The 20,304-nt window shown below is 50.0% G+C and carries 14 protein-coding genes; 8 read left to right on the forward strand and 6 right to left on the reverse strand.

Going from position 1 to position 20,304, the window contains the following annotated elements; all coding sequences use genetic code 11:
- The first annotated feature begins 31 nt into the window (after positions 1-31).
- The 3 genes from purH to infC all read left to right on the forward strand — a co-directional run bounded on the left by purH (position 32) and on the right by infC (position 4,453).
- Entirely contained in the window at positions 32-1,576 is a 1,545-nt protein-coding gene (gene purH / locus JIN82_RS09750) for a bifunctional phosphoribosylaminoimidazolecarboxamide formyltransferase/IMP cyclohydrolase (protein WP_234041894.1), read from the forward strand.
- 237 nt (positions 1,577-1,813) lie between these two features.
- Positions 1,814-3,694, forward strand: coding sequence for a threonine--tRNA ligase (thrS, locus tag JIN82_RS09755; RefSeq protein WP_200311439.1), 1,881 nt, complete (start codon positions 1,814-1,816; stop codon positions 3,692-3,694).
- 141 nt (positions 3,695-3,835) lie between these two features.
- Positions 3,836-4,453 (forward strand): translation initiation factor IF-3, encoded by a 618-nt coding sequence (gene infC, locus JIN82_RS09760; protein ID WP_200311440.1) that lies wholly within the window; start codon positions 3,836-3,838, stop codon positions 4,451-4,453.
- Between the two features lie 188 nt (positions 4,454-4,641).
- Here infC and JIN82_RS09765 read toward each other — a convergent pair whose 3' ends face one another.
- The 6 genes from JIN82_RS09765 to JIN82_RS09790 form a co-directional block, all read right to left on the reverse strand.
- Positions 4,642-6,117 (reverse strand): Fic family protein, encoded by a 1,476-nt coding sequence (locus JIN82_RS09765; protein WP_200311441.1) that lies wholly within the window; start codon positions 6,115-6,117, stop codon positions 4,642-4,644.
- 159 nt (positions 6,118-6,276) lie between these two features.
- Complete coding sequence (locus JIN82_RS09770) at positions 6,277-8,652, reverse strand: DUF2357 domain-containing protein (protein WP_200311442.1); 2,376 nt, start codon at positions 8,650-8,652, stop codon at positions 6,277-6,279.
- 12 nt (positions 8,653-8,664) lie between these two features.
- Positions 8,665-10,329, reverse strand: coding sequence for an McrB family protein (locus JIN82_RS09775; RefSeq protein WP_200311443.1), 1,665 nt, complete (start codon positions 10,327-10,329; stop codon positions 8,665-8,667).
- A 92-nt stretch (positions 10,330-10,421) separates the two neighbouring features.
- Positions 10,422-11,744 carry a DNA cytosine methyltransferase gene (locus JIN82_RS09780; protein ID WP_200311444.1) on the reverse strand — a complete coding sequence of 441 codons (1,323 nt, stop codon included), beginning with the start codon at positions 11,742-11,744 and terminating at the stop codon, positions 10,422-10,424.
- Positions 11,744-11,968 (reverse strand): helix-turn-helix domain-containing protein, encoded by a 225-nt coding sequence (locus JIN82_RS17215; RefSeq protein WP_325099489.1) that lies wholly within the window; start codon positions 11,966-11,968, stop codon positions 11,744-11,746. The genes JIN82_RS09780 and JIN82_RS17215 overlap by 1 nt, the downstream gene beginning before the upstream one ends.
- A 113-nt stretch (positions 11,969-12,081) precedes the next feature.
- Positions 12,082-12,816: a CorA family divalent cation transporter gene (locus JIN82_RS09790; protein WP_200311446.1), complete on the reverse strand. Its 735-nt coding sequence runs from the start codon at positions 12,814-12,816 to the stop codon at positions 12,082-12,084.
- 187 nt (positions 12,817-13,003) lie between these two features.
- Between JIN82_RS09790 and JIN82_RS09795 the strand changes: the two genes are divergently transcribed.
- From JIN82_RS09795 to JIN82_RS09815, 5 genes are all read left to right on the forward strand, one after another.
- Positions 13,004-14,998 carry a TonB-dependent receptor domain-containing protein gene (locus JIN82_RS09795; protein ID WP_200311447.1) on the forward strand — a complete coding sequence of 665 codons (1,995 nt, stop codon included), beginning with the start codon at positions 13,004-13,006 and terminating at the stop codon, positions 14,996-14,998.
- A 424-nt stretch (positions 14,999-15,422) separates the two neighbouring features.
- Complete coding sequence (gene ahr / locus JIN82_RS09800; RefSeq protein WP_343221741.1) at positions 15,423-16,430, forward strand: NADPH-dependent aldehyde reductase Ahr; 1,008 nt, start codon at positions 15,423-15,425, stop codon at positions 16,428-16,430.
- A 40-nt stretch (positions 16,431-16,470) separates the two neighbouring features.
- Positions 16,471-16,854, forward strand: coding sequence for a DUF2721 domain-containing protein (locus JIN82_RS09805; RefSeq protein ID WP_200311449.1), 384 nt, complete (start codon positions 16,471-16,473; stop codon positions 16,852-16,854).
- Positions 16,855-17,012: 158 nt separating this feature from the next.
- On the forward strand, positions 17,013-18,653 hold the full coding sequence (locus JIN82_RS09810; RefSeq protein WP_200311450.1) for a cation:proton antiporter family protein: 1,641 nt from the start codon (positions 17,013-17,015) through the stop codon (positions 18,651-18,653).
- A 160-nt stretch (positions 18,654-18,813) separates the two neighbouring features.
- Entirely contained in the window at positions 18,814-20,223 is a 1,410-nt protein-coding gene (locus JIN82_RS09815; RefSeq protein WP_200311451.1) for an alkaline phosphatase, read from the forward strand.
- Positions 20,224-20,304 lie beyond the last annotated feature (81 nt).

Raw genomic sequence — 20,304 nt, forward strand, 5'->3', positions numbered from 1 at the left:
TTAATTACCACTGGGACACACAATTTCCATTATGGCTATTCAACGAGCACTTCTCTCTGTATCTGACAAATCGGGATTGATCGATTTCGCCAAGGGCCTCAACGACCACGGCGTTGAGCTTCTTTCCACAGGTGGCACTGCCAAAGCACTGCGCGAGGCTGGACTTCCTGTTATCGATGTTTCTGAGTTCACAGGCGCCCCCGAGCTTTTCGACGGCCGCGTCAAAACTCTCCACCCAAAAGTTCACGGTGGTCTACTACACCGCCGCGACGACGAAACTCACCTCGAGCAAGCCAAAGCGAATGATATCCCGCCAATCGACTTGGTTGTGGTGAATCTTTACCCGTTTGAGGAAACAATCGCTCGCCCAGACGTGACTCTGGAAGAGGCTATCGAAAACATCGACATCGGCGGTCCATCAATGCTGCGCTCAGCGGCTAAAAACTACAAGTCAGTGACTGTAGTGACTGATCCAGCTGATTACGTCAACGTGCTCAACGAAATGAACGAGCACGATGGTGATACTTCATTCAAACTGCGTGAGCAGCTTGCGGTGAAAGTATTCCTGCGCACATCTCAGTACGACGGCCACATCACTAACTACCTTTCTCAGGCAGCTGAGGGCACTCGCTCTGGCCTGTCAATCACACTGCCGCTCGAGCGCGAACTGCGTTACGGCGACAACCCGCACCAGAAGGCGACTCTCTACGGCACATTCTCTGAGTGTTTCACTCAGCTGCAAGGCAAAGAGCTCAGCTACACCAACGTGCTCGACATCGAAGCTGCGTCAGAGGTGATCAGCGACTTCATCCGCCCAACCGTAGCTATCTTCAAGCACTCCAACCCATGTGGTGTTGGTCAGCACGACGATGACCTGCGTGAAGCATGGCAGCTGGCATTTGAAACCGATACACAAGCACCATTTGGTGGCGTGATCGTTATGAACCGCCCGCTTACAGAAAGCCTAGCTCGTGTGATTTCTACTATCTTCACTGACGTGATCATCGCGCCAGATTACGAGCCAGAAGCTCGTGCTATTCTACAGAAGAAGAAAAACCTTCGCCTCATCAAGCTCAACAAAGACGCTTGGGATATCTGCCGCAAGACACCTGTCGTGCGTTCAGCTCCAGGTGGCCTGATGGTGATGGATCGCGATCACAGCACACTCGGCCTCGACAACCTCGAGACTAAAGTAGTGACTAAGCGCCCACCAACAGACGAAGAACTCCGCGCAATGCGTTTCGCTTGGCGTGTTGTTCGTCACGTGAAGTCAAATGCCATCGTTTACGCTGGCGCAGACCGCACACTCGGCATCGGCGCTGGCCAAATGAGCCGCGTCGATTCATCCCGCATCGCGGTATGGAAAGCTGGCGAAGCTGGTCTGGCTCTCGGCGGTAGCGTTGTTGCTTCTGACGCGATGTTCCCATTTGCTGATGGCCTGCAAAGCGCTATCGATGCTGGCGCGACTGCCTGCATCCAGCCAGGTGGCTCAATTCGTGACGAAGAAGTCATCGCCGCAGCTGATGCAGCTGGCATGGCAATGTGCTTCACTGGTCACCGCCACTTCAAACACTAAGGTGTTTCTAGCTAGTCGATTCCGTATGGAAAATGGCTAGTGAAAACTAATTTCACATCTCCTCGTCAGCCTAGCTGGCGGGGAGATTTTTTTATTTCAGCCAGCTGCGAGCGGGTAGGGCGGGTGATGATTTTGCGCCAGATCATGTGACTTTGCCTATTTTACGTCAGCTGAAAATCACTACCAGATCCAAAAAGTATTGCAAATCCCAGCGTCTAGTGGTTTTTGGAGCACGTCATGTCAGACTCAAAAGAACGGAAAACATTGGAACAGCGTCACCAGATGAGTGACCTCGAGCGCCTGCGTCACTCATGTGCCCACGTGCTTGCCACCGCGATTCTCCGACTCTGGCCGAATGCTCAACTAGCTGGCGGCCCACCGGTAGAAAATGGATTTTATTACGATATCGAGCTCGACCATCGTATCACCCCAGATGATTTTGTCAAAATTGAGGCTGAAATGAAGGCCGTAGTTAAGGCTAATGATACTTTTGAAAAACAAGTGGTTAGCCGTGAGGAAGCACTGGAAATGGCCAAAAGTGGTCGCCTCGGAGCACTTTCTGAGCGCGATGCCGTGAGCCAATTCAAGGTAGACCTACTCGCTGACATCCCAGAGGGTGAAGAGATTTCTATTTTCAAAAATGGCGACTTCTGGGACCTCTGCGCCGGCCCTCACGTTGGACGTACTGGCAACTGCAAAGCCTACAAGGTGATGAGTGTAGCCAGCGCATTCTACAAAGGTGACTCCGATAAACAACAGCTGCAGCGTGTTTACGGAACTTGTTTCAAAAACAAAACTCAGCTCAATGAGCACCTCGAGCGCCTCGAAGAAGCGAAAAAACGTGATCACCGCAAACTTGGCCGCGAGCTTGACCTTTTCCACATCGACGAAGCCGTCGGTCAGGGGCTCATCCTCTGGAAACCAAAAGGTGCGCTAGTACGCCGCGCGCTCCAAGACTTCATCACCGCTGAGCTGGACAAACAAGAATACCAACAAGTATTCACTCCACACATTGGCAAGCTAGACCTCTACCGTACCAGTGGTCACTTCCCATACTATCAGGAGAGCCAGTACGCGCCTATCGCTGATAAGGGTGTGCTCGAAAAACTCTCTGACGAAGGATGTACCTGCTCGCAGCTCAGCAACATGCTGGAAAATGGCGAGGCTGACGGCTACATGCTTAAGCCAATGAACTGCCCGCACCACATCAAAATCTTTGATAGTGAGCACCACAGCTACCGCGACCTGCCAGTGCGTCTGGCTGAGTTTGGTACCGTTTACCGCTGGGAGCAATCCGGCGAGCTCGGCGGCATGACACGCGTGCGTGGATTTACTCAGGATGACGCCCACATTTTCTGTACTCCTGACCAGATCGCTGAGGAAGTTCAAGGATGCCTTGGATTGGTGAAAAAAGTTCTCAGCACACTGGGCATGGAAGATTACAGCGTGCGTCTATCACTGCGTGATCCAGATAGCGACAAATACGTCGGTAGCTCAGAAAACTGGGACAAAGCGGAAGCAGCGCTGCGTGAAGCGGTGCAGACACTCGGTGTAGATTACATCGAAGAAGAAGGGGAAGCCGCATTCTACGGCCCTAAAATCGACTTTGTGGTTAAGGACGTCATCGGTCGCGACTGGCAGCTAGGCACCGTGCAGGTCGACTACAACCTGCCTGAGCGCTTCAACCTGTCCTACGTTGGCTCAGACAATAAACCACACGCGCCAGTGATGATTCACCGTGCGCCATTTGGTTCGCTAGAAAGATTTGTTGGTCTGCTCATCGAGCACTTCGAAGGTAAATTCCCAACATGGCTCGCTCCAGAGCAAGTTCGTGTACTTGGTATTTCAGAAAAATTCACCCCACAAGTGGAAGAAGCTGTAGCTAAGCTCACAGCGATTGGCTGTCGAGTTAGGAAAGATGTTACCGCAGATAAGATTGGAGCTAAAATTCGTCTTGCCAGATTAGAGCGTGTCCCTTATATGCTAATCATCGGCGCACGTGAGGCTGAAACCCAGTCCGCGTCAGTTCGTCACCGAGATCGAGAAGATCTAGGTGCCATGCCTATCGATGAATTTGTCCAGCACATCCAACAGGAACTCATCAACCGCACTCTTTAGTTCTGAGAGCGGGTCTAATAGCGCATGCTTGATTGATTGCATTAACGACTCATTGCAGCTCAGTGTGCGCCATTTATTAACTAACAGGAGGATACGACCATAGCTAAACCAAAAAAGAAGCAAGCCCGTTCGCGTCGCGACATGACGCGTATTAATGAAAAAATCAGAGCCCCTAAGGTGCGTGTTGTCATGCACACTGGCGAGCAACTCGGGGTCATGAGCGTGCGTGAAGCCGTTGAAAAGGCAAAGTCAATCGGCTTAGACCTGGTCGAAGTGGCCGCAACGGTCAGCCCTCCTGTGTGTCGCATCGTCGACTATGGTAAATACAAGTACGAGCAGTCAAAGCTGAAGAAGAAGAAAGCTAAGACAATGACCCGTATTAAGGAAATCAAAGTGCGCGTGGGTACAGATACTCACGATTACAACATCAAGTTGGCCCGCGCTGAGAAATTCCTCTACGAAGGATCTAAAGTGCGCGTGCGCCTGCAGTTCCGTGGTCGTGAAAATGCTCACCGTGAGATCGGTTTTGAGGTCGTTAAGCAAGTTGCTGTCGATCTCGCTGGCATCGCAGTGGTTGACCAGCAAGCTCGTCTTGCCGGACGCGCCATCAACATGATGCTCTCACCGCTGCCTAAAGAGCAACGTCAGCGTAAGTACTTCCTCAGTCACGGTAGCCTCATCGAAAATGATGACGACGACAGTGAATTGCCGGACGACGAAGATGACGTACAAGATGATGCCCCTCAGGCTCAGGAGTAATTTCCTGGTAGCTAGACGCATCCAAGTCCAATAACTTTATAAAGACCGCCACGCAGCTAGCTGTGTGACGGTCTTTTTTTTGTTCCAGCTGGAAAATTCTAGCTAGCTGGACCCGTGGGCCAGCTGGCTAGCCATCGTCCTCAGCCGCGATATTTCTGCAAACCACTGGTGCGCGTGCCAATTTCAGCTTAGCTTTCGCGGCCACTTTGCCATTTGGCAAATTCAGCCGGACGTAGTTTGTAGCGCACGATGCTGCCAACGTGCAGGGCCGCCAGCTCAGCAGCCACAATCTGGCCAAATGACTTTTCTTCGTGGCTTGGCGCTAGCTGGCTCGCGCGCTCGGCGATGAGCGCTTTTGCTTGCTCACCGTGCGCACCCAGCTGGACCAGCTCACGCACGCAGTTTTTTATCTGCTCGCGGTATTTCAGCTGGAATGGATCTGGATTTCCCAGCGTCAGCCGGATGGCATTGTAGCGGGTGCATGACCGCTTGTACGCCCAGATAAACAAATCGCGCAGGTAGTCGACGCGGTTCAGCTCGTACACCGCCAGCACAGCATTGAGGTACTCGCGGGTATCCACATCCACAAATGAGAGCGGGCACAGGTTGTGCTGCACCATCGGGATGTTGGCTGCCAGCCGTGATGTGCGTTTATTGACGTCTGCAAATGGCTGCAGGTAAGGCAGCTGCACGAGCACAAAAAATGCCGCTTCGAAAGGGTCGTCAATGGCTGCCGCCTTTTCCAATACCAGCTGGAAGTTTTCTTCGATCTGCTGCGGGATTTCCAGCGGACGAAAGACGGATTGGCCAATGCCCACCGCGACTCTGCGTAGCCTGCCACCAGCGCCAATCTCACCGAGCAAGTTCTCCGCCAGTAGCGCGTGCAGGTTGCACAGGCTGTAGCGGTTAAATCCCAGCTCGTCACTTGGATCAGCCAGCATTTCTATCGCCGCTTTGTGGTTGAGCAGCATCTGGGTTTCAGCGGTGGATTTGCCTCCGTGGCTCAGCCCATGCTGCATCAGCCGCTCGGTCTCCAGCAGCGAGTAGGTATTGCCTTCTAGCCGGCTGGAGTTCCACGAAATCTCGATGATCATGCGGTCGAGCAGCTTGCGCAGGTAGGTGCCAGGTGGCAGGTCGTTTAAGCCCACGCGACCAAGCTCAGCCAGCTCTGCGCGAGTCGCCTCGTCGAGATAGTAACTTTGGTTGGGCTGGTAGTCGTGGAGAAATTCCGCCCGATAGCCGACGGCTTTGCGCTCAGCGAGCGGGCGCGCAATCAGTTTTTTGCATTCCAGCCCACCGTCACTCAGCCAGCTGTCGTCAGCTGCAGCTGAGTAGGGCGCATGGCTTTCTTCAAGGCGGCTGGCTCTGTAGCTGCTAGCTGAAGGATTTCCGTAGCTGGCGCCATCTTCACTGAGCATGTTGCCATAGTAATGTTCTTTTTCTGGCGCAAATACCGGGGTGATGTAGCGAATGTTGCGGCTGTGGCCACGTGCCACAATCTCCCCACGCGCCACCAATGACTCAAGCCGACGCTGCAAGGTGCGCCGACTGTAATCCAGCTGGTCAATATCAAGCAATTCGCTGATGGAGCGACCATTGGGCATCGCTGCATGAATGGTATCACGCAGCAATTCTAGCTCTTCATTTTTGATAATAGCAGGCATGACTTCCTCTTTTTTTCTTCATAGGGAACACTCACACCTTACCACATTCGCGCCAATTTAAAAGCGTCACGCGCCAATTAAACCAAATAAATGCCACATAAACCAGCTGGCTGGGAATTATTCACCTCGTGATGAGCTGGCCAGCTGTTGACGTTAGGGCTAGCTAGAGGCTTCCAGTATATCAGCCCATGAGCAGGTGACTGCCATGTATTTTGAGCCAGAGCGGTATTTTTGGTGTACTGCAGAAAGATCTTGTTTGGCAAACTTACTAACATGATCAAATTCAAAAACCAAATAATGCGCAGTGGAGCTTGGTTGAAGTTGAGATAAGAGCCCTTTATGCTGGAGATACAATTCGAGCTTTTGCTTTGCCATAAAGCGGGCGGAGGTAACTTTAGCTCGCCAGCCCAAGCTGCTTATTGGCTCTCCTTGACGGCCACCGCACGGAATAAACTCAGAACCTATTTCAGTGCTTAGATTAAGGTCTAATGCATGACTCTCTGTTTGATTGCGTGGTACAGCGTGACAATAAGCAAAACCATTTTCTCGGAATATGTCGGAGTTTGATTTTTTCAGCCAAAGCAATACACATGGGGCATTTTTTCGCGCCACATCGTAGCTCACAGACTCCTCTTCAAGAATCGTGGGTTTGTTTTCGATGATGGCGTGATTCGCGTCACGAATGTAGCTGTGCTGAGTGAACTGACTCCTTTGGCTATTCAAAACGTCGATCAGAAATGATTTAAGTGAGTTGGCGCACTCAGGGTTTCCGGGCTTCATAATATGCGCACCGACACTGGGTGCGATCTCGTGAAACTTCTTGAACTCGCTTCTATGCTCGGACCCTGTTCCTGGATAGAGAACATAGGAGCCGATGGTCTTACGCAGCGCATCGTTATAGGTGTGCATCTTCAGCAGGTCCACTCGCTTGTAGCTGGAAACTTTATTCTTCAATTTCTCCTGAGTGATTGCGTCATCTGTTGACTCGTGATCCTCACCAAAGAGGGCCTGCAGGTTTTGAATGCGGTATTTCGCGTCAAAATGCAAATGAGCTACTTTGCCTTCATGCGCGGCCGCGGCCTCCGTTTTATAGCGATCGGGGAAAAGTGAGAGCGTATAGTCAGGCCTGAATTGCCTTGAGTACGATTGCCCCGAGGTGGCTGATTCACTGTGTGAGAATGTTTTCTCGTAGTGCAGGTCAATTCTCACTCCATCTAATTCGGCATCTGGCTGGTACAAGAAAGATGACTGAGAGTTCTTTCCCTGTTTGAGCTGTATCGAGATCGCTCCAGCGTCGTGTTTGATAAACCTATCACTATCGTCGATTGGATTAGACGTGATGTGAGTGATCCCATCGATACTGGCGAGAATTTTATGAATTTCTAAAAATAGCCAATATTCATAAAGTGTTGCCACGTCACGTGTTTCACCTTGGAAACAGTCTTGTTGGCCCTGCCAATCAAGACTGCATGCGGACTCAACCAAAATCCAGCCACGTAAAAATTCGCGATAGCCCTCGCGCTTTTGCAGTGTCTGATTGTTCAGGGGGAGGTGCTTTAGCTGAGGTAAGTTTTTGTAGAATGGGTGAGCTAGGGTGCTGTCGATCGATACTTGGAGCTCTTCAGCTTGCTTCCTAATTGTGCTGCCGATGCTCTTTAGATTGAGAACGTCAGTAGTGATTTTGCGAAAATGTAGCAGGGCAAATTTCACGAACTGGTTGGGAGGCGTATTGTGTGATTCCTCTCTCCTGATATTGAGCCCTTGTGTAGGCATGCTCGTACCATTGATGTTTCTCCAGTCACGTAGCATTGCGTTTGGATTGCTTAGATGGTGGCTAGATTTCACCATGCTCATAGGCTTCCATTCTCGTTCGCTTACCAGAGCGCTATGTGGGTTTCGCTGAATCAACTCACTCAACCATTGGAGTCTTTCAGGTGATAGGAAGTGACGCAGGAAGATGAAGCTTTCTAAGAGAACCTTGCGCTGCTCGCTTGGAGTTGATGAGAATTTTAGAGAAGTTGGGGCAGTTGCTGACAAGAGTAACTGCTCACAAAACGCAGCGATATCTTCCGTCATTTGCCGATATTCAGTATGAAAATCAATTTTAGGAGAAATGAACTCCAGCTGAAGAGACAAACTCGCTAGCCCGCCTTCATTCATTAGCTGGAATTTTGTATAACCTAGGTGGTTGACGATACAGAACGCGCCACGCTCAACTATTTTATTATATCGCTCGACTGACCATCTTTGACGCCGACTGCTTTCTAGCGAACTGTTAACATTGATTATCTCGTTGTTGCCGTCGATCGCCCAGCAATAACCCAGCGTCTCCTTGAGACGCAGTGCGTGCTCTATGTTTTCTCCAATGACTTCGATAGCGCCATTGTCGGCTAGCCAGCCGCGGCATCCTCTTTGCAGTTCGATAAACCCTTCCTCGCTGGCAGAACGATCAAAGTCAGCAGCTTGTATGCCGAGTAGAAAATAGCCTCCGCCTTTCAGGGGGATTGCAATTTTTGAATATTGCTGAGAGAGCATGGTGGCTAATCACTAATGAATAAAGCTCACAAACTGTTCTTCTTGCAGCGTCTCAGCCATCGACTTGAGTTTAGCAAATGACCTTTTAAATTTGGCTGAATTGGCATCAAGCTTAGCAGCCTCCATCAGTGAGTCATTCAGCTGATCTGGATCCTTTGGTGTGTGGCAAAAGTGAGCCAAGCGAGCGATGAGTTTGCCGACGCGGCCAATGCTACCGTGAAGCTTTGGTAAGATTTTTTGCACGATCTGCTGGTCGAAGCTGTCTTCCCATCCTTCTGCTACCCACTTAGCCTCATCCTCATCATCGAGCTGAAATTGAGAAACTCGCATGTAGCGGGTGATTTCGTTGGCTGTGCGATAAGCAAACTCAAACCGTCCTTGCTGCATGATGGTAAATAGTTGAAGAAGGTGATCATTTAACTTTTCAGCAATATTGGCATCTAGTTGAGGAAGGTCATTTGCACGTGCTTGTTTAGCTAGGGATAAAAAAGCTTCAGCCTGACCTTCAGCAGCTCTTTCCACTTCTGGGTATTCATGGGGCTCCTTGAGGAAATTTTCCAAATCGTCCTTCGCTACTTTGAATTCAATCACATTAGCTCGATCAAGAACCTTTGGGCTGAACATGTAGGTTGTCTCGTCGATATTGACGGTGCCAATGACAAAAAGGTTTTCTGGATACGGCAGTTTCTTTGGAATCTTCTGTTCTCCAGTAGCTGAATTTGTCAGCTCTGCGCCCTCGTCATGTAGATGAAATTGACCGTCTTTTTGCTCCATAACGGAGAGAAAATCGGCAAAGTAGCGCTCTACGTGTGAAAGATTCATCTCATCCAAGATTAAAAAATAGGGAAATGTAGGATCAGCATTCGCTCGAATAAGAAGGTTTAGGATCTCCGTCGATTGATAGACTGGCTGATTTTGTTCATCCTTCTGCAGGTGATTTACAAAACCCAAAGTATTTCGATTATCTGTCCAGTCAGCGCCTACTGCAACAATAGCGTGGTTGTCTGAGTTTTGATTAGAATAGTGCTTGCAGAGGCTTTCAGCCTGTTTGGTTTTACCTGTGCCGGATGAGCCGGTCAAGATAGTGAAAGGTTTGGCCAGAAGAGCAGAATCAAGAGGATGGGTGGATAAATTCGCGGCATTACTTATTGAGCAATATTGCTCGATTATATCTTTTGTAAGTATAGGGTTGGCCTTAAGTGTTGACGTGATTTTATTTGGGTAAGCATCGGCAGCAAGAGTTCCGATATATGTTGCTAGGGCCGGCCCCCATTGATCTCCCTGCTTTCGGTCAATTTGCTTAAAAGGGCCTACACTATCTTCCTTCCTGCGTTCCTTTTTTGAGGATAGCATTTTGTCAATTATGCCAAGATCTTCCTTGGAGCGGGATGATGCCTCTAGCTTACTCATAATCAGAGCTATTTCATCTTTAGTAAGCTCGCTTCCTGTATCAGCGCCAATTTTTGATGTTAAATTGAGTTCATCAGTGTGGGCTTTAATTATTTGAGAGAGCCTCTCATATTCATTATATAGGCTGACGGCCTTAGCGCATTTAAGCAGAAGCTCGTCCGTTAAGGCATATGTTGGTGCTTTTCCTGTATTTGCAATTCGTATTTGTTTATCAACAATAATCGCATTTCCTGCTTCTAGCCACAGCTGAACGAATTGTTCTTTCAAGGCTATTGGAACCTTAGTAAATCCAATTTTCGAATCTAGATGAGAACTGAATTTCGTGAGTTCTTGAATTATCTGTAGCAGGTTCATTGTTGTTATTGTCTACTTTTCCGTATCTTTGTTTGTTTGGTTCTTAGAGACTTTATAATCTCTTCGCCAATTGCAGTAATTACAGGAACTGCGACAGAGTTCCCAAATTGCTGGTAGCCATGTCTCTTCGATGCGTGAGGGACAAACTCTTCTGGATACCCCTGTAATCTAGCACACTCTCTGTGAGATAGGATCCTAGGGTTCTTTCCTTTTTGGGCAATTAAAATTTCACTGCCGTCCTTCCAGTACCTAGCTGAAATAGTGTTAGCGTACTCATCCTCCTCTGTGAAAAGTGAATAACCAAAGCCATTGCCCTTTGTCTTATGTTCTCTTAGCCGACGCTGATGGCCTTCCCATAATTTATCTGAAATGGTGTATTGCTCATCTTGATCAGGCTCTAAGATATCACCGAGATTGTTGTAGAGTTGGTATTTTCTTGGCTCAGGGAAGTTGAAGCTCCGTGGTTCGGAGAAGGCAACAATGAAGATACGTTCTCTGTTTTGAGGTACACCATAATCATGAGCCTTCAGAACCTTGGAGTAAACTGTGTAACCAATTTCTTCGAGTGCGTTACAGATTACTTGAAAAGTTCTGCCTTTGTCGTGTCCCCGTAGGCGCTTAACATTCTCTAGGAATAGTACCTTTGGTCGCTGAGTCTTAGCTATCGTCAGAATGTCGTAAAATAAGGTACCTCGAGCATCATCAAACCCTAACTGCCTGCCAGCTTGTGAGAATGGCTGACATGGAAATCCGCCACATAAAATATCGTGGTTTGGAATTTTTTCTGGAGCGGCGCTGTCGTTCGGGTTCGTGTGTGTAAAGTTAGTTATATCCCCGAATGGAATCTCGCCATAGTTTGAGTAGTATGTTTCTTTGGCATGTTTATCCCATTCAGAAGAGAATACACATTTTCCTCCAAGCGATTCTAGGGCTAGCCGGAAACCTCCAATGCCTGCAAATAGGTCAATGAAGTTGAATTTGGGTTTTTTGTTAACTGGAGGAAGAGGGAAGCCTGAGTAGTCGATTAAAACTTTCTTATCTGCTGTCTTGGTTGATTTTGGGAATAAGCCTACTTTCTCAATGCGTCCGAGAGAGCTTAATATTTTGGTCCATTTGTCTTTATATGACGAATCTAATAAGATTGGATCAGCCTTTGGGTCTTGGAGCCAATGGGAAATAATAGCAGGAAGTTCATCCCGTATTATTTCGGAGTGATCATTTGAGTACTCGACAGCTAAGATTGTTTTTAGAGCTTTTTCAGGAGAGCATACATACGCTGCTGTACTTTTTGCTGGGGGCTTGGCTGTATAATCGATATTGCCCGACATTATTTCACGCCCTCCAAGAGTTCAGATACAGTGACTTCCAGAGGCTTGGCAATGCGTAGCAAGCTCATGATTGTAGGGTTTCTTTCGCCCCTCTCCAGTCCGCCGACGTATGCGCGATCAAGGTCTGCTTGAAGAGCAAGCTCTTCTTGAGATAGTCCAATTTCTTTACGGAAATTTCTTAAATTCTCACCAAATGTGATGAGCGCTGAGTGCTTATTATCCACCCGCACAGTTAAGCTTAAATGATGACTTAAATTCCACTGACTATAAGTATCATTTGGAGCGCTGTTTAACTCTCTAGTTTTGCGCTAGAGAGCAAGATTATAGGCGCAGCTAGCTAGCCCTTTTTACTAATGGCGGATTGGATGACGAGGCCGGAGAGCAGGGCGGCGGCCATGATGATCCAGAAGGTGGTGGGTGATTGGTGGCCTTCTAGGCCGGTGGTCATGTTGGCGCCGAGCACGCTGGCGACGGCGGTAACGGGCAGGAAGATGGCTGCCATGGTATTGAGGTAATGGGTGGTATTGGAGATTTTGGCGGCTTGTTTGGCCTGATCTTCAGCGCGTCTAGCTAGCAGGTAGTCGAGCGCGTTTTTGCAGTCGGCATGCAGCAGCTCGGCGGTGCGTTCTACCTCCATGGCTCTATCGCGCAGGGTGATGATTTTTTTATCATTAGGCAGCGATGTGCGCAGCTGCTGCAGGCAGTGGTGCATGTTTTTTACCGCCCGCTGGATTGGGTTCAGGCGGCTCATCACCTCAAAGAGCTGCTCAGCGGATTGTGCATCATCTTGCTGTTGGTCGAGCTCAGCCAGCACTTCTTCGTAACTTTCAATATGCTCGCTGAGGGCGCTCAGGCCGTTGCCGCTGGCGGTGGTTTTCCAGCTACCTTCGGGGGATCGCCAGAATAAGACCGCCTGGCGAGTAGTCTCTTCGGCGACGGGAACGCGGTGTAAAATCAACAAGTTATGACCGGCGTGTTGCATCAGGCGCTGTTTGCCTGCGCTGGCGCCAAAGCGTGATGAAATCTCCTCAGGTAAGGACCAATTAGCTGGTAGGGTGAATTTTTCAGACATGGTAAATGAACACCTGTTTTCTAGCAAAAATATTTACGCTGTCACGGATAGATTTTGCCAGCTGACTGGAAATCCTCTGGCTGAGAAAGCCGCGATTTCATGGTGATAGAGTTAAACGTCTGACCTTGAATGTGTAGCAGAATTTACTAGTAATTGCGACTGAGTCGCAATAGCAATTCGTGCAGATATGAAAACGCATCTGCAAGGAATCAAATTTGGCTCAGCGAGCGTGCTGAGCATTGGCATTCTCACTATGGGCCAAGCATTGGCGGAAGAGATTGGCGAGCTGGAGCACACGGTGATTGAGGGTGATAGCTCAGCATTGATTGTGATCACTGACCCTGGTGTGGAGGAAATCACTGGTCGCCAGATTGAAGTGAAGCAGCCAGATACATTGGGTGATTTATTTAAAGACCTACCGGGCGCGCAAGTGAGTGGTGGTTATGCTGCAGATCAGAAACTTTACCTGCGTGGTGTGGAGGATAAATTTGCCAACATCAGCGTAGATGGTGTGGTGCAGGGTGGCTATCTCAACTACCACTCAGGCCAGCTATCCGTTGAGCCAGAAATGCTCAAGTCTGTGAGTGTAGGACTAGGTGCAGGCAGCGCGCTGAATGGCCCCGGTGCTCTGGCTGGTGCGGTGATGTTTGAAACCAAAAATGCCGACGACATGCTGGCTGAAGGTGAAGACTTTGGTGGCTACCTGAAGGCTGGTTACGGCAGCGGCGCCAATAGCTACTTTGGTGCAGCTACTGTGTATGGTCGCATCAATGAAGACTGGTCATTCCTCGGTTCACTTACCTACCGCGACAACGACGACTACCGCGCTGGCAATGGCGAAACCATCGACTACACCGCTAGCCAGCAGTGGCAGTCATTATTAAAAATCAATGGCCAGCTGAATGCGCAAAATTCTGTAGAATTCAGCTACGAGCACAACGAGCTGGATGGCATTTTCCGCTACCGCCCACACCTCAGCCAAGACATCACCCACCCGTCAGCGGATAACCGCCCGGGACCACAGGTGAACAAACGCGATACGCTGAGCGCAAAGTGGCGTCATGAAGGTGCTTCTGATTGGCTCGACCTCACCGCTCGTGCTTATTTGAATACCAACTCGATCACTCGCGTTGATCAGTTCCGCCTCGGCTACCAGAGTTACGGGATCGATTTGAGAAATACCGCTGACCTGCAAGATCACCACCTCGTATTTGGTGCTGAGCTGCGCCGCGATGATGCCAAACAACACATCCTCGGACCCAACATCAACTCCGATGGCGATGAGAACTGGCCAACCCAAAGAGGTGGTGAAGAACTTGAGATCGTCGGTCTGTATGCGCAGGACGAATGGCAAATCTCCGAGCGCTGGCGCGCCAGCTACGGTGGTCGCGTAGATCTCTACGACTACACCGACAGAGATGGTAAAAACTTCACCGACATTGGCCCAAGTGGTAACGTCACACTGAGCTACAGCCCGCTGGCTGGCTTGGACATCAATGCCACAGCCGCGCACGTTTTCCGCGGTGTGCAGCCGATGGAAGTGGTGAAATTCTCCCGCGATACGATGAACTCCGATGACTTGTCAGCTGAAACCGCTGATAAGATCGAGCTCGGTGCCGTGTGGCAGTCAGATAGCGGATTTTTTGCTAAAGGTGCCATTTACAAACAACGCATCAATGACGTGATTTTGTTTGAAGGCGACTACCGTGTGAATGGTGGTGAGCTGGATACTCAAGGTTACGAAATGAGCTTTGGTTGGATGAAAGATAACTTTAACGTGACCTTTGGCCTGGAAGATGCTCGTCCTGAGCTCAATGGCGAAGCACTGCAAGACGACGACTTCGGTCTGGGAACCACAACAGGTAGAACATGGCGCGCAAGCACCAGCTACATGTTCGAAGACCAACGCCTGTTGGTTGGCTGGTCCATGCGCTTTGTTGAGTCAGTAGATGACGTGCCGGAAGATGTTCCAGCTAAAGATGCTTACTTCATCAACGACTGCTACGCTGAGTGGCGCCCGTGGGCAGAAAAAGACATCACGCTCAACCTCACCGTGAACAACGTATTTGACGAATACTACTACGATCACGGTACCTGGGGCATGAACAGCGCAACTGGCCTGCAGCGTGGATTTGCCGAGCGTGGCCGCGACATCACATTGTCTGCGACTTATAAGTTTTAATACCATTTGAGCAGTTAAATTGTCGGAATGGCGAACTGGATTTTCTATTAGGCCAAGGCGAGAAGTGGTCGTGTAGCCGGCTACTCGATCACTGATAAACGCAGGCCTAGTGGAAAAGACAGGAGCTTCTCATTAGAAACTCAGCTCGCTGAGCTAGTCTGATAGTTAGCTGAAAATAATAACCATTCCGGCTAGTTGGCTGTGAGAAGGGTATTAGTAGCTAGGCAGACAATTTTCTCATCATTATTTGTCTGAATAATACTGGGTGACCTGTGAGTGCAGGTTGTCGACTCCAGCTGGTTTCGTTTTCCAGCTGGAGTTTTTTTTGTTATTTTGCCGCCGACCATTTGACCGCGGCTGATCCCTCCATAGTTTGTGGGCGTTTCATTTATCTATCTAGCCAACCAGAAACCACAACAAAATGATGATCAAAGCCTACGCCGCCCACGAAGCAGGAGCCGAACTGAAGCCATTTGAATACGACCCCGGTGAACTTGGCGCCGAGCAGGTGGAAATCGACGTCATGTACTGCGGTCTGTGTCACAGCGACCTCAGCGTGATCAACGACGAATGGGCGCTAACAACATACCCGGTAGTGCCTGGCCACGAGGTTGTGGGCAGGATTTCCCAGCTGGGAGAAAATGTCAGCGGACTGCAGAAAGGTGATATCGTTGGTCTCGGCTGGCACGCTGGTTATTGCGGTGAGTGCCCGTCGTGCAAAGGTGGCGAGCAAAATTTGTGCCCTGAGCCGCAGTCGACCATCATCAACCACCACGGCGGATTTGCCGAGCAGGTGAGGGCGGATGCCGAAAGTGTGGTCAAAATTCCCGATGGTATCGACCTCGCATCAGCTGGCCCATTATTCTGCGGTGGCATCACGGTTTTTAATCCACTCGTGCAGTTTGATGTCAAGCCGACCGATAAAGTGGCGGTGATTGGCATTGGCGGGCTCGGTCACCTCGCGCTGCAGTTTCTCGAATCTTGGGGGTGTGAAGTCACTGCATTCACCACCAGCGAATTCAAGCGGCTCGAAGCGATTGAACTCGGTGCTCATCATACGCTGAACTCGCGTGATGAAGAAGAAATCGCCGCGGCAGCTGGACAATTTGACCTGATCATTTCTACCGTCAATGTGAAGCTTAACTGGGACCTCTACCTTGGCACGCTCAAACCCAAAGGTCGCTTGCATTTTGTGGGCGCCACATTGGAGCCGCTGGACATCAATGTATTTTCGCTGATCTCAGCGCAGCGACAAGTTTCTGGTTCACCCGTCGGCAGCCCGCAGACGATTGCGCAGATGTTGGAATTTGCCAAATTACACGGCATCCAGCCAGTGGTTGAGGAATTTCCACTAGCGGATGTAAATGAGGCGATTGCTCGCTTAAAAAGCGGCAAAGCCCAATACCGAGTGGTTTTGCATGTCGCTGATTGATCTTGATCGTCACCGCAGATGAAGACAAACCCGTAGAGTCATGACACTCACCACACCAGCGCTGCTTTTTCCGGCTATTTCTTTGTTATTGCTGGCTTATACCAACCGATTTTTGGTGTTGGCCCAGCTGATCCGCGAGCTCAATGGCAAAAATAAAGCAGAGATGCGCGAGCTGATTGTGCGTCAGATTGCCAACCTGAAGAAGCGTCTGATGTTGATCAAGCTGATGCAGGGATTTGGGGTATTTAGTTTCATTCTGTGCACGTTTTCCATGTTCTGCATCTTTTTGGAATTTGAGACCGGCGGGAAATTTCTCTTTGGTGCCAGCTTGATTTCGCTGGCGGTTTCGTTGATCTGTTCGCTCTACGAGGTGATCATCTCGATGATTGCCATCAATGTTGAGCTGGAGAGCTTGGAGTTGTAGTTGGGCGATTTCCAGCTGCACCCGCTGGCTGGGAGAAATTTCCAGCTGGCGAACAAACATCACCATGGTTGGCTGGAAATTCCGTTGATGGCAGAATGATTTCTTGCTCATTGTCCATCGCTGGCTGATGCTGGCGGCGAGATTAATCTCATTAATTTATGGAAGCCGTTTACGCTATCGCCATTGCTGTGGCCTTTATCTTTGGCATGGCGGCGCGCACGCTCAAGTTGCCGCCGCTGGTTGGATTTCTTGCCGCTGGGTTTGCGGTCAATTTTGCCGTATTTGAATCTGGCTGGATGCACCGCGGTGACGGCATCAGCTTCATTGATGTGCTGGCCGATCTCGGTGTCACTCTGTTGCTGTTCACCATTGGCCTCAAGCTGAAGGTCAAAGATTTGCTAGCCAAAGAAGTCTGGGGCAGTGCCTCGCTGCACATGGTTGCCACCACCATTATCATGGCGCTGGGTGTCAATGCGATGACGGTTTTTGGTCTCAGCCAGCTGGCGGGAATTGATTTCACCACTGCCTTGTTGATTGGTTTTGCGCTGAGTTTTTCCAGCACGGTTTTTGCTATCAAAGTGCTCGACGAACAGGGCGAGTCGTCGTCTCTGCATGCGCGCGTCGCCATTGGTGTGCTCATCATCCAGGACATTGCCGCGGTGATCTTTATGGCGGCGTCAAAAGGTGAACCACCATCCATCTTTGCGCTGGGCCTATTTTTGCTTTACCCAGCGCGCCCGCTATTGCGCTCATTGCTCAACCGCTGTGGTCACGGCGAGCTGTTGATTCTATTTGGCATGATGCTGGCATTCCTCGGCTACCAGCTATTTGAGGCGGTAGGTGTGAAAGGTGATTTTGGCGCCTTGATTCTCGGCATGTTGATTGCGCCATACAAACGCGCTGACGAGCTGTACAAAACATTGATTGGCTTCAAAGACCTCATGCTGGTGAGCTTTTTCCTCAGCATTGGTCTGTCGGGAACTCCAGATGCCAGCCATCTCGGCATGGCGGCTTTGTTATTGGTTTTCCTGCCAGTGAAAATGGTCGCCTACTTTTTTATCCTTTGCCGATTCCGTCTGCGCATCCGTACTGCGCTGCTCACCACCTTGTTATTATCCAACTTCTCCGAGTTTGGCCTCATCGTTGCTGGTGTGGCGGTGAAAAGCGGCTGGCTGACCAACGACTGGCTGGTCATCCTAGCGCTCTCGGTCTCAATGACCTTTTTGATTGCCTCGCCGCTGAATGCCTACGGCAAAAAACTTTACGAAATCTTGCGTGAGCGGTTGATGCGGTTCCAGCGCAGCAAGCGACTCAAAGGTGACGACGTCATCTGCGCTGAAGGCGTGGAGATTGCTATCTTTGGCATGGGCCGCGTGGGCCGCGAAGCCTACGATGCTATGGCTGCCAAATACGGCGCCGACAAGGTGATTGGTGTCGATTTTGACATGCGTGTGGTGGAAAAACACTGCCGCGAAGGACGCAATGTCATCCAAGGTGACTCGACGGATATCGACTACTGGGAACGCGCGCGACCAAATAAGTTCATGAAGATCGTCATGCTCGCCATGCCCAACGTGCAGGAAAATGTTGCTGGGGCAAAAATGATACGCTCGCGCGGGTTCAAAGGATGCGTGGCTGCTACTGCATTGTTTGACGATGATGCCGAGCACCTGCGCGAAGCTGGCGTGAATACCGTCTACAACATTTACAAACAGGCGGGTGAGGCATTTGCCGGATACGTCTGTGAGATAGAACATGATGAAGTGCCAGAAGTGCTCGAAGAAGGTAGCGGAATTTGATTTTCCCGCAAAAATGTCAGCTGGGTTACAAATTCTTAAGGTGAATGACTTAGCTGTGATTTCCTTTAGCTGTGGGCGATTGTTCGTTTTTCTGTGTGATAAATTAAAAAAATCCAAATCTGAGCTATAAATATCCACCCGTTTTGCGTATCAGGTAGATATGCAGAAGAAAAATTCTTCATTTTCACGTCGGCGTCTCCTCCAAGGGGCTGGATTAGCGGGTTTAGGATCATTGATTGGTGGTCGCGCGGTGGCTGACATCGTGCCGAGCCCATCGAGCAACGAACTGAAAAAGGCCGACGGTAAGGCCAAAAATGTTATTTTCTTAGTTGCTGACGGCATGGGCGGCGGCACGCTGAGTCTGGCGAGCCACGCGGCGCAACATCGCGGTCGCGAGCTCGAGTGGATGAAACTCTACGACCAGCCGGATGTTTACCACGGCTTGCAAGAAACCTGTTCTGCAAATTCTTACGTTACCGACTCCGCTGCTGCAGCTAGCAGCTGGGGGTGTGGCCAGCGCATACCTAATGGCCGTGTTAACATGGATGAAAATGGCAAAGCGCTCACTCCGCTGTGCACCTACGCCAATCTAGCTGGAAAAGCGACTGGTCTGGTGACGACATGCACCGTGACCCATGCCACGCCGGCTGGATTTGCTGCCAATGTGCTCTCGCGAAATGATTCACGTACGATTGCCAAACAATACCTCGAGCGCAATGTGGACGTGCTCATGGGCGGTGGTTTCAACAACTTTGCCGCCAATAAGGATGGCGATGAAGATCTCATCGCGCTGGCGGCCAAAAAAGGCTACAAACTGTGCCGTAATAAAAATGACCTCGCTGGCGCCAAGGGTGCGGAAAAGGTTCTAGGATTATTTACCCATGGTGGTTACATCCCATTTGCTATCGATCGTCGCCACCGCGCGGCTCATAAAGATGTGCCCAGCTTGGTGGAAATGAGCCGCGCCGCGCTGCAAAGCTTGAGCGAAAACAAAAATGGCTTTTTGCTGCAGATTGAAGCGGGCCGAGTCGATCACGCGGGTCACGCCAACTGCCCATTTGCCATCCTCCACGAACAACTCGAATACGATGAGGTGATCAAGCTGGTGATGGCTTTCCAGAAAAAGAACCCTGATACCTTGGTGGTGATGACCTCAGACCACGGAACAGGTGGGTTCCAGCTGAATTCTAGCCGCGCTGCGCGCAAGGAAAAAGGCAATGGCATCGACATGCTGCTCAATGCCAAATCTAGCTGCCCGACAATGGAGCGCGAGCTAGGAGCACAATCAGATTTACGTGCGTATTTTGCCGCACAAACTGGCCTAGAACTAGATGACGCAAACTTGCAAAAACTGCAAGAATACATCGACCTGAAAGGGCGTCCAGGATTAGGTAAATACTTCAACGACCTGTTTGCGCGTTCCTTTGGTGTGGGTTGGTCGTCAGGTGGTCATACCTCAGAAATGGTGGAATACATCGCCGTTGGACCAGGCAGCGAAACCATTCCAGCGATGGTGAAAAACTACCAATTCCACAACATCCTGCTGGATGCCATGGGAGTGAAAAAGTAAACGAATTCTTCTAAGTAACTAGCTGGCTGGCGGTGGATGATTTTCACTGTCAGTCAGCCATTTTTTTTGCCGTCGATTTGC

It is taken from the genome of Persicirhabdus sediminis (assembly GCF_016595495.1).
GTDB lineage: Bacteria > Verrucomicrobiota > Verrucomicrobiia > Verrucomicrobiales > Akkermansiaceae > Persicirhabdus > Persicirhabdus sediminis.